The organism is Burkholderia sp. Tr-862, from assembly GCF_011753085.1.
Classification (GTDB): domain Bacteria; phylum Pseudomonadota; class Gammaproteobacteria; order Burkholderiales; family Burkholderiaceae; genus Burkholderia; species Burkholderia ambifaria.
This window is the reverse complement of record NZ_VWWG01000064.1, coordinates 1-12,830: the sequence shown is the minus strand read 5'-3', so window position 1 is coordinate 12,830 and position 12,830 is coordinate 1. Positions and strand designations below refer to the sequence as shown.

General features: G+C 66.8%; 14 protein-coding genes and 1 pseudogene. 4 read left to right on the top strand and 11 right to left on the bottom strand.

All coding sequences use genetic code 11. From position 1 onward, the window contains the following. Positions 1-33: 33 nt before the first annotated feature. The 3 genes from F3J14_RS18565 to F3J14_RS35735 all read right to left on the bottom strand — a co-directional run bounded on the left by F3J14_RS18565 (position 34) and on the right by F3J14_RS35735 (position 2,653). Entirely contained in the window at positions 34-1,371 is a 1,338-nt protein-coding gene (locus F3J14_RS18565; protein ID WP_012364877.1) for a glutamine synthetase family protein, read from the bottom strand. 29 nt (positions 1,372-1,400) lie between these two features. Continuing rightward, complete coding sequence (locus F3J14_RS18560) at positions 1,401-2,186, bottom strand: gamma-glutamyl-gamma-aminobutyrate hydrolase family protein (RefSeq protein ID WP_166724256.1); 786 nt, start codon at positions 2,184-2,186, stop codon at positions 1,401-1,403. A gap of 284 nt (positions 2,187-2,470) precedes the next feature. Then, the gene (locus F3J14_RS35735) at positions 2,471-2,653 is read right to left on the bottom strand and encodes a hypothetical protein (protein ID WP_006402789.1); all 183 of its coding nucleotides are present in this window, start codon (positions 2,651-2,653) and stop codon (positions 2,471-2,473) included. 458 nt (positions 2,654-3,111) lie between these two features. Here F3J14_RS35735 and F3J14_RS18550 point away from each other — a divergent pair, with 458 nt between their 5' ends. After that, positions 3,112-3,663, top strand: a complete 552-nt coding sequence (locus F3J14_RS18550; RefSeq protein ID WP_006754613.1) for a cupin domain-containing protein — start codon at positions 3,112-3,114, stop codon at positions 3,661-3,663. A gap of 85 nt (positions 3,664-3,748) precedes the next feature. Next, positions 3,749-5,239: an aldehyde dehydrogenase gene (locus F3J14_RS18545; RefSeq protein WP_166724255.1), complete on the top strand. Its 1,491-nt coding sequence runs from the start codon at positions 3,749-3,751 to the stop codon at positions 5,237-5,239. A 60-nt stretch (positions 5,240-5,299) separates the two neighbouring features. Here F3J14_RS18545 and F3J14_RS18540 read toward each other — a convergent pair whose 3' ends face one another. Beyond that, the gene (locus tag F3J14_RS18540; protein ID WP_166724254.1) at positions 5,300-5,500 is read right to left on the bottom strand and encodes a heavy-metal-associated domain-containing protein; all 201 of its coding nucleotides are present in this window, start codon (positions 5,498-5,500) and stop codon (positions 5,300-5,302) included. 329 nt (positions 5,501-5,829) lie between these two features. On the opposite strand from F3J14_RS18540, the gene F3J14_RS18535 reads away from it, so the two are divergent. Together F3J14_RS18535 and F3J14_RS18530 are read left to right on the top strand one after the other, a co-directional pair. Then, positions 5,830-6,162 (top strand): cupredoxin domain-containing protein, encoded by a 333-nt coding sequence (locus F3J14_RS18535; RefSeq protein ID WP_006488047.1) that lies wholly within the window; start codon positions 5,830-5,832, stop codon positions 6,160-6,162. A gap of 12 nt (positions 6,163-6,174) precedes the next feature. Further along, on the top strand, positions 6,175-7,011 hold the full coding sequence (locus F3J14_RS18530; RefSeq protein WP_166724253.1) for an FTR1 family protein: 837 nt from the start codon (positions 6,175-6,177) through the stop codon (positions 7,009-7,011). Positions 7,012-7,101: 90 nt separating this feature from the next. On the opposite strand, the gene F3J14_RS18525 is transcribed toward F3J14_RS18530, so the two are convergent. The 7 genes and pseudogenes from F3J14_RS18525 to F3J14_RS18495 all read right to left on the bottom strand — a co-directional run. After that, positions 7,102-7,320, bottom strand: a complete 219-nt coding sequence (locus tag F3J14_RS18525) for a hypothetical protein (RefSeq protein ID WP_124496473.1) — start codon at positions 7,318-7,320, stop codon at positions 7,102-7,104. Beyond that, positions 7,320-7,790, bottom strand: coding sequence for a hypothetical protein (locus tag F3J14_RS18520; protein WP_166724252.1), 471 nt, complete (start codon positions 7,788-7,790; stop codon positions 7,320-7,322). Before F3J14_RS18520 ends, F3J14_RS18525 begins: the two co-directional genes overlap by 1 nt. A gap of 50 nt (positions 7,791-7,840) precedes the next feature. After that, entirely contained in the window at positions 7,841-9,658 is a 1,818-nt protein-coding gene (gene glmS / locus F3J14_RS18515; RefSeq protein ID WP_166724251.1) for a glutamine--fructose-6-phosphate transaminase (isomerizing), read from the bottom strand. 51 nt (positions 9,659-9,709) lie between these two features. Next, positions 9,710-11,071 carry a bifunctional UDP-N-acetylglucosamine diphosphorylase/glucosamine-1-phosphate N-acetyltransferase GlmU gene (glmU, locus tag F3J14_RS18510; RefSeq protein ID WP_166724250.1) on the bottom strand — a complete coding sequence of 454 codons (1,362 nt, stop codon included), beginning with the start codon at positions 11,069-11,071 and terminating at the stop codon, positions 9,710-9,712. A gap of 134 nt (positions 11,072-11,205) precedes the next feature. Then, the gene (ttcA, locus tag F3J14_RS18505) at positions 11,206-12,213 is read right to left on the bottom strand and encodes a tRNA 2-thiocytidine(32) synthetase TtcA (protein ID WP_166724249.1); all 1,008 of its coding nucleotides are present in this window, start codon (positions 12,211-12,213) and stop codon (positions 11,206-11,208) included. After that, on the bottom strand, positions 12,210-12,614 hold the full coding sequence (locus tag F3J14_RS18500) for a dihydroneopterin aldolase (protein ID WP_166724248.1): 405 nt from the start codon (positions 12,612-12,614) through the stop codon (positions 12,210-12,212). Before F3J14_RS18500 ends, ttcA begins: the two co-directional genes overlap by 4 nt. 78 nt (positions 12,615-12,692) lie before the next feature. Next, positions 12,693-12,830: pseudogene (locus F3J14_RS18495) on the bottom strand (short-chain dehydrogenase); the annotation flags it as partial.

Here is a 12,830-nt window from a genome sequence, read left to right as displayed (position 1 = left end):
CTCCGTATTTCCGTATTGGGTTGGTGCGCGCGCTTACACGTGCAGCAGCAGATGACGGCGTTCCCACGAGCTGATCACGCGGAAGAACGCTTCGTATTCGGTTTCCTTCAGCGCGAAATACGCCTTCAGGAACTTGTGGCCGAGAATCTCGCCGAGCGGCTCGCACGCGGCCATCAGCGTGAGCCCTTCCTCGAGGTTGCGCGGCAGCTGGTACGGCAGGTCGTAGCCGTCGCTGACGAGCGGTTCGGTCGGCTCGAGGCGCTGCGTCATGCCGAGATAGCCGGCCGCGAGCGTCGCCGCGAGCGCGAGGTACGGGTTGCAGTCGACGCCCGGGATCCGGTTCTCGATGCGGCGTGCGGCCGGGCCCGAGTGCGGGATGCGAAAGCCGACCGTGCGGTTGTCGTAGCCCCACTGCACGTTGATCGGCGCGGCCATGAAACGCGACAGCCGGCGATACGAGTTGATGTACGGCGCGAAGATCGGCATCAGGGCCGGCGTGTACTTCTGTAGCCCGGCGAGGTAGTTGTAGAACAGCGAGGTCGCACCGCCCGTCTCCGGCGACGTGAACAGGTTGCGGCCCGTTTCCTCGTCGACGATGCTCTGGTGCACGTGCATCGCGGAGCCCGGCTCGCCTTCCATCGGCTTGGCCATGAACGTCGCGTACATGTTGTGGCGCAGCGCTGCCTCGCGCACCGTGCGCTTGAACAGGAACACCTGATCGGCCAGCGACAGCGCGTCGCCGTGCATGAAGTTGATCTCCATCTGCGCGGCGCCGACTTCGTGGATCAGCGTGTCGATGTCGAGACCCTGCGTTTCGCAGTACTCGTAGATATCCTCGAACAGTGGATCGAACTCGTTGACGGCCTCGATCGAGTACGACTGGCGGCCCGTTTCGGGGCGGCCCGTGCGGCCGACCGGCGGGCGCAGCGGGAGGTCCGGGTCCTTGTTCATGTCGACCAAGTAGAACTCGAGCTCCGGTGCGACCACGGGCTTCCAGCCCTTCGCCTTGTACAGCGCGAGCACGCGGCGCAGCACATAGCGCGGCGAGATCTCGACCGGCGAGCCGTCGAAGTGCACGCAGTCGTGGATTACCTGCGCGGTCGGATCGACGGCCCACGGGATCAGGCGGATCGTCGACGTGTCGGGCACGCACACCATGTCGGGGTCGGTCACGCCGGTCAGCGAGCCGTCTTCCGGATATTCGCCGGTGACGGTCTGCACCATCACGGCCTGCGGCAGGCGCATCGATTCGCCGGACGTGAACTTGTTGCGCGGCGTGATCTTGCCGCGTGCGATGCCGGCCATGTCGGGAATGATCGCCTCGACTTCGGTGATCCGGTGCTGTCTCAGAAAGTCTTCCATGTCTTGCATGTCCGTTCTCGTTGTGTGGGTCGGCGCGCTCATGCGAGCGCGGCAGCGGCCGTGGTATGCGTGCGGGCGGCGCGGCGGGCGCGGCAGGCGTCGCCGAACGCGCGAAAGATCGCGCTCGACAGCGGGTCCTGCGCATGCCGCCATTCCGGATGCCATTGCACGGCGAGTGCGAAAGCCGGTGCGTCGACGACGCTCACGGCCTCGATCAGGCCGTCCGGTGCGACGGCTTCGACGGCGAGGCCGGAGCCGAGCTGCGCGATGCCCTGCTTGTGCAGCGAGTTCACGTGCACTTCGTCGCGTCCGCCGGCGAGCGCATGCAGCTTGCCGCCGGGCGTCAGGTGCACGAGGTGCGCGGGGCCGTATTGCGATTCCATCGGCGCGGCGTCGTCCTCGCGGTGATCCGCGAGGCCCGGCACGTCGTGCACGTGCTGATGCAGCGTGCCGCCGCAGACGACGTTCAGCTCCTGGAAGCCGCGGCAGACTGCGAGCACCGGCACGCCCGCCACGATCGCCGCGCGCAGCAGCGGCAGCGTCGTCGCATCGCGTGCAGGGTCGTGCTTCGTGCCGGGTGTGCTCGGCTCGCCGCCGTACAGATGCGGCTCGACGTTCGAATAGCTGCCGGTAAACAGCAGGCCGTCGACCGTGTCGAGCACGTCGTCGGCCGACTGGCGGTCGCCGAGCGCGGGCAGCACCATCGCGAACGCGTGCGCGCCGTCGACGATCGCCGCGACGTACTTGTCGCCGACCGTGTGCGACGCGTGTGCGCCGAGCTGCGTGAAGTCGGCGGTGATGCCGACGAGGGGTTTCCTTTCCATGACGTCAATCAGTTGTCCATAAGGCTTGCACGTGCGTTGTGCCGGAGACGGCAAAACGCGGGCGCGACAGAGCCCCGCAGCCTGGCGCAGAGCGTCAAGGCCGCTGATGAATGGGCACGACGGGGTCGCGTGGCGGCCCGCGCTGTGCGCGACGGTCAGGCCTCGTTCGTTTCGTTGCGATGCGCGACGCAGCAATCGATGCGCGAACGCGTTCCGTCACCGCGCAGACGGCGCGGCGGACGAACAGGCAGCTGAAACGGACGACGAGAAAAGGGGGAGAGGCGCTATGGCAGCAGCGACGCGACTTCGTCGGTATCGACGGCCACGAATGCACGTGCGGATACGGCGTTGTGACGCCGAACGGAACGACGGGACAGGATGGTGTAGATCGACAGGTGCAGCAGGCGAGGACTATGCCAGCCGCAACTGCCATCGGAAGCGGGAGCAGCGCTGCGCAAACTTCGCACATCGCCTCGATCCCACCTCACCAGAGGGCCACGGACTCTCACGATTACACTCGACTGGTTTGTTGAAAGTATTGAACACCTGATCGTTTCGACGCGCGGGGCGTTTAAAATAATCGAGGTGCCGGGCCTGCGTCATTTACATCGATCGGCATCAATTTTTACGTTGCGATAACGTTTTTCGGTGCCAATGAATGGTCAATGACGCTGACCTGAGAGCCAGCATATACGAGCCAAAAACGGCGTCAAATGTTTTTTGACGGTGTCGTGTCAGGGCTTTCCCGAGGCATTCCGAACAAAATATTCGGAAATGGAATGCGATTTCGGGTGTTCATTATTTCGAACGCCTTTCAGGGTTTTCCCCGCTGATGCGCGGCATAAAGTGATTAGAATATTCAACGGCTGCCCAACGCGTCGTTTCACCTTTTCACCGCACTACTATCGTGTCCGAAACCGAATCGATGTCTACCGAAGTCGCCGAGCGCCTGCGTTTCGTGCGCAACAAGCATGGCCTGTCGCAGCGCGAACTCGCGAAGCGGGCCGGCGTGACCAACGGCACGATCTCGCTGATCGAACAGGGCCGCGTGAGCCCGTCGGTCGGCTCGCTGAAGAAACTGCTCGAATGCATCCCGATGAGTCTCGCGGAGTTCTTCACGTTCGAGCTGGTCGAGTCGCGCTCGGTCGTGTCGCGCCGTGACGAGATGCCGAACCTCGGCAACGACACGCTCGCGTTCCACCTGGTCGGCGCGGGCGTGAAGGATCGCAACATGTGCATCATGCGCGAGATCTATCAGCCGCTTGCCGATACGGGGCCCGAGATGCTCGTGCACGCGGGGCACGAGGGCGGCGTGGTCGTGTCCGGCCGGCTGGAGCTCACCGTCGACAGCGCGACCTGGCTGCTCGACCCCGGAGACGGCTACTACTTCGAAAGCCGTTTGCCGCACCGTTTTCGCAATCCCAGCGCGGAACAGCTCTGCGAGGTCGTGTCGGCCAATTCGCCGGCGACCTTCTGACCGCGCATCACCGCATTCGCCGCCGGCAGTGTTGCCATTGCGCGGCGCGCTGCTGCGCGAATGCCACGACAATTGAGGCATCCTGATGAATAAGTTGACTTTGGCTGACTGGCAGGACAAGGCGGCGTCGCTCGAGATCGAAGGGCGCGCATTCATCGACGGCGCGTCGCGCGACGCGCACGGCGGCAAGACGTTCGACTGCGTGAGCCCGATCGACGGCCGCGTGCTCGCGAAGGTGGCCGATTGCGGCGAAGCCGATGTGAACGCCGCGGTTGCGGCCGCGTGCCGCGCGTTCGACGCCGGCGTGTGGGCCGGACTGAACCCGCGCGCGCGCAAGGCCGTGCTGCTGCGCTGGGCCGCGCTGATGCGCGAGCATCTCGACGAACTGTCGTTGCTCGAGACGCTCGACGCGGGCAAGCCGATCGGCGATACGACGACGGTCGACGTGCCGGGCGCCGCGTATTGCGTCGAGTGGTTCGCCGAAGCGATCGACAAGGTGGGCGGTGAAGTCGCGCCGGCCGACCATCATCTCGTCGGTCTCGTCACGCGCGAGCCGGTCGGCGTGGTGGCGGCCGTCGTGCCGTGGAACTTCCCGATCCTGATGGCCGCATGGAAGTTCGGCCCGGCGCTCGCGGCCGGCAACAGCGTCGTGCTGAAACCGTCGGAGAAGTCGCCGCTGACCGCGATCCGCGTCGCGCAGCTCGCGCTCGAGGCCGGCATCCCGGCGGGCGTGTTCAACGTCGTGCCGGGCGCGGGCGAACCGGGCAAGTTGCTCGCACTGCATCGCGACGTCGACTGCATCGCGTTCACCGGCTCGACCGCGGTCGGCAAGCTGATCATGCAGTACGCCGCGCAGTCGAACCTCAAGCGTGCCTGGCTCGAACTCGGCGGCAAGTCGCCGAATATCGTGCTGCCGGATTGTCCGGATCTCGACCGTGCCGCGCAGGCCGCGGCCGGCGCGATCTTCTACAACATGGGCGAGATGTGCACGGCCGGCTCGCGCCTGCTCGTGCATCGCGACATCAAGGATGCGTTCATCGAGAAGCTGGTCGCGGCCGCGCGTGCGTACGTGCCGGGCAACCCGCTCGATCCGTCGGTATCGATGGGCGCGATCGTCGACGGGATCCAGCTCGAGCGCGTGCTCGGCTACATCGACGCCGGGCGCAAGGAAGGCACGCTCGTCACGGGCGGCGCACGTGTGAACGAGGCATCGGGCGGCTTCTACGTGGAGCCGACGGTGTTCGAGGTGAAGCCCGATGCGAGGATCGCGCGCGAGGAGATCTTCGGTCCCGTGCTGTCGGTGATCGTGTTCGACGAGGTCGACGAGGCAGTCAGGATCGCGAACGATACCGAGTACGGGCTCGCGGCGGCCGTGTGGACGTCGGATTTGACGACCGCGCATGACGTGTCGCGCCGGTTGCGCGCGGGCACGGTGTGGGTGAATTGCTACGACGAGGGCGGCGACATGAACTTCCCGTTCGGCGGCTACAAGCAGTCGGGCAATGGCCGCGACAAGTCGCTGCACGCGCTCGAGAAGTACACCGAGCTGAAGTCGACGCTGATCCGGCTGCGCTGACGCAGTCGGTGGGCGGGCGCGGTGCCGGCCGGCACTGCGCCCGCGTGTGCTGCACCCGCGTCAGGCCGAGCGCAGTGCCGGGTGGAAGCCCGCGGCTTCGATGACCGACTGCACGCGCTCGGCGCCTTGCGCCGATTCGACCTTGACGATCTTCGCGGCCACGTCGATGTCGAGCTTCGCGGCCGGGTCCGCCGCCGTCACGGCGCGCGTGATCGCATTGGCGCAGCCGCCGCAGGTCATGTCCTGGACTTCGAATTCCATCGTGTTCTCCTGAGTTGACGATTGACGAGTAGATCCAGCATGAAGCTTGCCATGGTGGGAAGGTCAAGCCCGTTCGCACCGTACGGTATCGCGACAGCTGTTTGTAAACTTGAGGTCAGACGAATAGCGGTTCGTCCGCGCGCGTCAGCCCGAATTTATCCCGATTGACGGCCGCGCATTATCGGCTAACCCTCGCGGAGCCTTGCCCGACAAGGCACGGGCGGAATCGACGACGCACGATCTCCATGACCAAAGTAAGGGTACTTCGAGTTGAAAATGCGAATCGATCTTAATATCGATTCCCCTCGATATTTCTTTTCATTACGAACATGACTCGTTTTGCCATCGGCTTCGCACTGGCCCTGTTGGGCGCATCGGCAACGTCCGCCTTCGCTGCCGACGATGTCGTCAACCTGACGCTGAAGGACCACAAGTTCTCGCCCGATGGCGTGACGATCCCGGCCGGCAAGAAGGTGAAGTTCGTCGTGAAAAACCTCGACGCGACGCCCGCGGAATTCGAAAGCGACGATTTCAAGGCGGAGAAGGTCGTGCCGGCCGGCAAGTCGGTCGAGATTCTCGTCGGGCCGCTGAAGGCCGGCACCTACGAGTTCCACGACGAGTATCACGAAGCGCAGTCGAAGACGCACCTCACCGTCAAGTAAGCGGATATCACCATGCTGTCGACCGCCCTGATCGTCTTTCGTGAAGTGCTCGAGGCCGCGCTGGTGGTCTCGATCGTGATGGCCGCCACGAAGGGCGTGCCGCGGCGCGGCTGGTGGGTCGGCGGCGGGCTCGTCGGCGGCGTGATCGGCGCGGGCCTGATCGCCGCGTTCGCCGACGTGATCTCGCAATGGGCGTCCGGCATGGGGCAGGAGGTCTTCAACGCGGGCGTGATGTTCGTCGCGACGCTGATGCTGGCGTGGCACTGCATCTGGATGAGCAGCCACGGCCGCGAGATGGCGCTGCACATGGGCGAAGTCGGGCGCGCCGTCGCGGCCGGCAGCCGGCCGCTGACGGGGCTGGCGATCGTGGTCGGCGTCGCGGTGTTGCGCGAAGGCTCCGAGGCCGTGCTGTTCCTGTACGGCATCGCGGCGGGCGATCCGGGACAGACGCCGCAGATGATCGCCGGCGGGCTGCTCGGCGTGCTCGGCGGAGCCGGGCTCGGCTACGCGATGTACGCGGGCCTGCTGCAGATTCCGCTGAAGCGCCTGTTCTCCGTCACCAACGCGCTGATCGTGCTGCTCGCGGCGGGGATGGCGAGCCAGTGCGCCGGCTTCCTGCTCGCGGCGGGCCTCGTGCCGTCGTGGGGCGATGCGCTGTGGGACACGTCGTGGCTGCTCAAGGAATCGAGCATCGTCGGCAAGGCGCTGCACACGCTGGTCGGTTATACCGCGCGTCCGGCGGGGATTCAGATCGTCGCGTACCTCGTCACGCTGGTCGCGATCGTCGTGCTCACGCGGCTCGTCGGCCGCCCGCATACGGCCATGAGGCCGCCGCGTCCGGCCGCCTGAGCCGGCGGGTCCGAATGCAAAAAGGGGCGTCGTGCGGACGCCCCTTTTTCTTTGCGTTGACGGTTCGCGCGCGGTTCGTGCGTGACCCGTTCAGCGATGACCGTCGATCCACGCGCGGGCCCATTCGAGCCCCGCTTCGCGCGCTTCGTCCTCGGTATCGAACACGCCGAGCACGCCCGACGCTTCGACGAGCCGATTGTTCTGCGTGATCGTGCCGCTCGCCGCGAAGCGTTCGGGCTGCAGGATCTCGTCCTGCTGCAGGATTGCGTGGCCCCAGATCTGGTAGCCGTGATAGGTCTGCGCTTCCATTATCGCGTCACCTTCGCGGAACGGTCGTTCGTGCCGACGCGCAGCACGTTGCCGTCCGGCGTGTATTGCCGCGGGATGTGGGAGAAATTGAGCGCGTGCGGCGTGTCGGGCGCGGCCGGCTGCATCACCGTGAGCCGGCCCGGCGCGGGCTGCGCGACTGGGCGCGGTGCGACCGGCGCCTCGACCGTCGCGGCAGGCGGACGATGCGGGGCGGCCTTCACGGCTTGCGCGACGCGGCGATTGTGCGGCTTGACCGCGGCCTTCGGCTGCACGCTCGCATGCTTTTCCACGGCCTTGCCGCCGGCGTGCGCGTCGGCACCCGTGCGCGCGGCCGGCATACGGGCATCCGGTGTACGGGCTGCCGGCTGCCGCGCCTCGGGCGGGTTCCAGACTTCGACGTAGTGCTCGGCCGCCCAGCCCGTCGACGCGAAAGTCAGCGCCAGCAATCCGCATCCAAACAGTCTTACCATGGTCTCTCCGTCAGTCTGGTCGGCGCGCCGGACTGCGCTGCGCCGATTACTTACTCCACCGTCACCGACTTCGCGAGGTTGCGCGGCTTGTCCACATCGGTGCCCCGCGCGCACGCGGTGTGATACGCGAGCAATTGCAGCGGCACGACGTGCAGGATCGGCGACAACTGCCCGTAGTGTTCCGGCATCCGGATCACGTGCAGGCCGTCGTCGTTGACGATCTGCGTGTCGGCATCCGCGAACACGTACAGCTCGCCGCCGCGCGCACGCACTTCCTGCATGTTCGACTTCAGCTTCTCGAGCAGCGTGTCGTTCGGCGCGACCGTGACGACCGGCATCGCTTCCGTGACGAGCGCGAGCGGCCCGTGCTTCAGTTCGCCGGCCGGATAGGCCTCCGCGTGGATGTACGAGATTTCCTTCAGCTTCAGCGCGCCTTCGAGCGCGATCGGGTAGTGCAGCCCGCGGCCGAGGAACAGCGCGTTTTCCTTGCGTGCGAATTCCTCCGACCACGCGATGATCTGCGGCTCGAGCGCGAGCACGCTGTTCAGCGCGGCCGGCAGGTGGCGCAGCTGCTTCAGGAATTGCGCTTCCTGCGCGGCGTCGACGTGCCCGCGCAGCTTGCCGAGCGTCGCGGCCAGCACGAACAGCGCGACGAGCTGGGTCGTGAACGCCTTCGTCGACGCGACGCCGATCTCGGTGCCCGCGTGCGTCAGGAACTGCATCTCGGTGAGACGCACCATCGCGCTCGTCGCGACGTTGCACACCGCGAGCGTATGCGTGTGGCCGAGCGACTGCGCGTGCTTGAGCGCGGCGAGCGTGTCGGCCGTCTCGCCCGATTGCGAGATCACCAGTACGAGCTGGCGCGGGTTCGGCACCGACTCGCGGTAGCGGTATTCGCTGGCGATCTCGACCTGGGTCGGGATCTTCGCGATCGATTCGAGCCAGTACTTCGCGGTGAGGCCCGAGTAGTAGCTCGTGCCGCATGCGAGGATCAGCAGGCTGTCGATGTTCGCGAACGCGGCGGGGGCCGCATCGCCGAACAGCGTCGCGTCGAACGCGTCGGTTTGCGGCACCGTGTCGCCGATCGCGCGCGGCTGCTCGAAGATTTCCTTCTGCATGAAGTGGCGATACGGGCCCAGCTCGACCGCGCCGCCGTACGCGCTGACGACGCGGATCTCGCGCTGCGCGAGCGCGCCGTGGCGGTCGACGATCTTCACGCCGTCGAGCGACAGTTCGCACACGTCGCCTTCCTCGAGGAACGTGAAGCGGTCGGTGCTACCGGCCAGCGCCAGCGCGTCGGAGGCGAGGAAGTTCTCGCCGTCGCCGTGACCGACGACGAGCGGCGAACCCTGGCGCGCGCCGACGACCGTGTGCGGCTCGTCCTTGTGGGTCACCGCGATCGCATACGCGCCGTGCAGCTGCTGCACGGCTTCGCGCACGGCGTCGAACAGGTTGCCGCGATACAGGCTGTGCACGAGGTGCGCGATCACTTCGGTGTCGGTCTGCGACACGAATTCGTAGCCCTTCGCACGCAGCGCTTCGCGCAGCGTCTCGAAGTTCTCGATGATGCCGTTGTGCACCAGCGCGAGCGCGTTCGACGAGAAGATCGGGTGCGCATTGTGCGTGACGGGCGCGCCGTGCGTCGCCCAGCGCGTGTGCGCGACGCCGGTCGTGCCTTCGAGGTGCGATTCGTGGACCTGCGCGTCGAGATCGGCGACGCGCGCGACGCTGCGCGCGCGCTTCGGAGCGCCCGGCTCGAGCACGGCGACACCGCACGAATCGTAGCCACGGTATTCGAGGCGCCGCAATCCTTCGATCAGCACCGGAACGATATTACGCTGCGCAACTGCGCCGACAATGCCGCACATGAAAATCTACCCTCTATGTGGAAGCGGGCGCCGTGGGGCGCCCGCGTGATGTCAATTTTTCTTCTTGACCGGGCGGACGTAGCCGCTCTTCGCGGTCTGCGTCTTCTCGTTCAATGCGAGGACGCCCTCGGCGACGTCCTTCCAGATCGTCGTGCCGGCCGCGATCGTCACGCCGCGGCCGACGCGCACCGGCGCGACGAACTGCGTGTCCGACCCGACGAACACGTCGTCCTCGATCACGGTGCGGAACTTGTTCGCACCGTCGTAGTTGCAGGTGATCGTGCCCGCGCCGATGTTCACGCGCGCGCCGATGTCGGCGTCGCCGATGTACGTCAGGTGGTTCGCCTTCGAGCCGTGGCCGATCACCGCGTTCTTCACCTCGACGAAGTTGCCGACGTGCGCTTCGTCCGCGAGCTTCGCGCCCGGGCGCAGCCGCGCGTACGGGCCGATCACGGTGTCCGCGCCGAGCTCGGCGCCGTCGATGTGCGTGAACGCATCGATGCGCGTGCCGGCGCCGACCGACGCGTTGCGGATCACGCAGTTCGCGCCGATCGTCACGTTGTCGGCGAGCGTCACGTTGCCTTCGAACACGCAGTTCACGTCGATCGACACGTCGCGGCCGCAGCGCAGCGTGCCGCGCACGTCGAGGCGCGCCGGATCGGCGAGCGTGACGCCGTCGACGAGCAGCGCATCGGCGACGTTGCGCTGATGGATGCGCTCGAGCTCCGCGAGCTGCGCCTTGCTGTTCACGCCGAGCGTTTCCCACTCCTCGTCGGGCTGCGACGTGACGACCTCGAAGCCGGCCTCGATCGCGAGTTCGACGACGTCGGTCAGGTAGTACTCGCCCTGCGCATTCTCGTTCTTCAGCGCGCCGAGCCACATCGACAGCTGGCCCGTGGGCGTGACGATGATGCCGGTGTTGATCTCGGCGATCTTCAACTGTTCGGGCGACGCATCCTTCTGCTCGACGATGCGCGTGACGAAGCCGGCCGCGTCGCGCACGATGCGGCCGTAGCCGGTGGGATCGTCGAGGGTGACGGTCAGAATCCCGTAGCTGCCTTCGCGCGCGGCGTCGACCAGACGCCGCAGCGTCGACGCGCGGGTGAGCGGCACGTCGCCGTACAGCACCAGCGTCGGTTGCGCGGGATCGAGCAGCGGCAGCGCCTGGCGCACCGCGTGGCCGGTGCCGAGTTGCTCGGCCTGCAGCGCGAACTGGACGTCGGGCGCGCCGACGGCGGCCTGGACCTGCTCGGCGCCATGACCGACGACGACGACGAGCCGCGACGGCTGCAGCGTGCGCGCGGTGGCGATGACGTGGGAGAGGAGCGGCCTGCCGGCCAGGGGATGGAGCACTTTCGGCAGCGCAGAACGCATGCGCTTGCCGGTGCCTGCCGCCAAAATCACGATATTCATGGCGCCAGCTTGTCAGAGGAGTTCGAAGCCGACCATTTTAGCATGCGGCCCCTGGCGATCCGGGCCTGTCGCGGCGGGGCGACAGCGCCGGAACGCGGTCGCTGGCCGCGGTCCGGCGGCTGTTCGGACCCTGCTTACAGGTCGTCGAACTGGACGATCGAGATCGGCCGGGCGCCGTCGCGCGTCGCGGCGGTGTCGTCACCGGACGCGCACGGCTCCTCGTCGAACGCGATGTCGCCTTGCGGATCGGCCTGGCCGGTCGCGCGCAGCGACGCGAACGGGAACTGGGTCGTATCCATCAGGTGCGACGGCACGACGTTCGCGAGCGCGCTGAACATGTTGTCGACGCGGCCGGGGAAGCGCTTGTCCCAGTCGCGGATCAGCGCCTTCATTTCCGCGCGCTTCAGGTTCGGCTGGCTGCCGCACAGGTTGCACGGGATGATCGGGAATTCGCGCAGCTCCGCGAATTTCTCGAGATCGGTCTCCTTCACGTACGCGAGCGGGCGGATCACGACGTTCTTGCCGTCGTCCGACTGCAGCTTCGGCGGCATCCCCTTCAGCTTGCCGCCATAGAACATGTTGAGCAGCAGCGTCTGCAGGATGTCGTCGCGGTGGTGGCCGAGCGCGATCTTGGTCGCGCCGAGCTCGCCGGCCACGCGATACAGGATCCCGCGGCGCAGCCGCGAGCACAGCGAGCAGGTGGTCTTGCCCTCGGGCACGAGCCGCTTGACGATGCTGTAGGTGTCCTGGTTCTCGATGTGGAACGGCACGCCGATCTGCGTCAGGTATTCGGGCAGCACGTGCTCGGGGAAGCCCGGCTGCTTCTGGTCGAGGTTGACCGCGACGATGTCGAAGTCGATCGGCGCGCGCTCGCGCAGGCGCAGCAGCACGTCGAGCATCGCGTAGCTGTCCTTGCCGCCCGACAGGCACACCATCACCTTGTCGCCCTGCTCGATCATGTTGTAGTCGCCGATCGCCTGGCCGACCTGGCGCACGATCCGCTTGAACAGCTTGTTGTTCTCGTACGCTTCCTTCTGCTCGCGGCGCGTCAGCGCGCGGCGGCCGGTGTCGGCGATATCGGCGACGGTGGCTTCGATGGCGGCGCCATCGGCCGCCGTGTCATGCATGTGGGGGGCGTTCATGCGCGCTCCTCGTCCTTGATGCGAAAGACTTCGACGCCGACGGCGTCGCAGTCCGGATAGGCGTCCGGTTTCTCGGTACGGACACGTACCGCGCGCACGGTGTCGTGCGCCAGCAGGTTCGCGGCGATCGCGTCGCACAGCGTTTCCTGCAGGTGGATGTGGCCGCGCGCGAGACACTGCGCGACGCTCTGCTTCATCAGGTCGTAGTCGACGACTTCATGCAGCCGGTCGTCGACGGGGGTGGACAGCGCGAGCGGCACGAACAGGTCGATGTTGATGACGACGCGCTGCTCGCCGCGCTTCTCGTGTTCGAAGGCCCCGATGTTGATGTGCACCTCGTAGTCGCGCAGGTAGAGCCTGCGGCAGTCCGCGAGGCGGGGGTGCAGGAGAGCGGAAAACATGGTCGTCCCAGTCAAATTGGCGTGCGCGCACGCAAAGCGGCGCGGACGGCGGCAATCAGGCCGCGCGATCCGCGCAGTTCATTCATTCGGGCCGGCGGCGGGCGGCACCAGGTGCTCGCCGCCGTCGACGGTCAGCGTCGCGCCCGTGACGCCGGGCGCGGTCGCGAGATAGCAGGCCGCCGCCGCGATGTCGTCCGCGTGCGGCGCGTGGCCGCG

Bases quoted from the DNA above. Each gene is read 5' to 3' on its own strand.
- F3J14_RS18525 (WP_124496473.1), bottom strand. From the start codon at position 7,320: ATGGAAGCGCAGACCTATCACGGCTACCAGATCTGGGGCCACGCAATC.
- F3J14_RS18545 (WP_166724255.1), top strand. From the start codon at position 3,749: ATGAATAAGTTGACTTTGGCTGACTGGCAGGACAAGGCGGCGTCGCTC.
- ttcA (WP_166724249.1), bottom strand. From the start codon at position 12,213: ATGAACGCCCCCCACATGCATGACACGGCGGCCGATGGCGCCGCCATC.
- glmS (WP_166724251.1), bottom strand. From the start codon at position 9,658: ATGTGCGGCATTGTCGGCGCAGTTGCGCAGCGTAATATCGTTCCGGTG.
- F3J14_RS18560 (WP_166724256.1), bottom strand. From the start codon at position 2,186: ATGGAAAGGAAACCCCTCGTCGGCATCACCGCCGACTTCACGCAGCTC.
- F3J14_RS18540 (WP_166724254.1), bottom strand. From the start codon at position 5,500: ATGGAATTCGAAGTCCAGGACATGACCTGCGGCGGCTGCGCCAATGCG.
- F3J14_RS18530 (WP_166724253.1), top strand. From the start codon at position 6,175: ATGCTGTCGACCGCCCTGATCGTCTTTCGTGAAGTGCTCGAGGCCGCG.
- F3J14_RS18550 (WP_006754613.1), top strand. From the start codon at position 3,112: ATGTCTACCGAAGTCGCCGAGCGCCTGCGTTTCGTGCGCAACAAGCAT.
- F3J14_RS18535 (WP_006488047.1), top strand. From the start codon at position 5,830: ATGACTCGTTTTGCCATCGGCTTCGCACTGGCCCTGTTGGGCGCATCG.
- F3J14_RS18565 (WP_012364877.1), bottom strand. From the start codon at position 1,371: ATGCAAGACATGGAAGACTTTCTGAGACAGCACCGGATCACCGAAGTC.
- F3J14_RS18500 (WP_166724248.1), bottom strand. From the start codon at position 12,614: ATGTTTTCCGCTCTCCTGCACCCCCGCCTCGCGGACTGCCGCAGGCTC.
- F3J14_RS18520 (WP_166724252.1), bottom strand. From the start codon at position 7,790: ATGGTAAGACTGTTTGGATGCGGATTGCTGGCGCTGACTTTCGCGTCG.
- glmU (WP_166724250.1), bottom strand. From the start codon at position 11,071: ATGAATATCGTGATTTTGGCGGCAGGCACCGGCAAGCGCATGCGTTCT.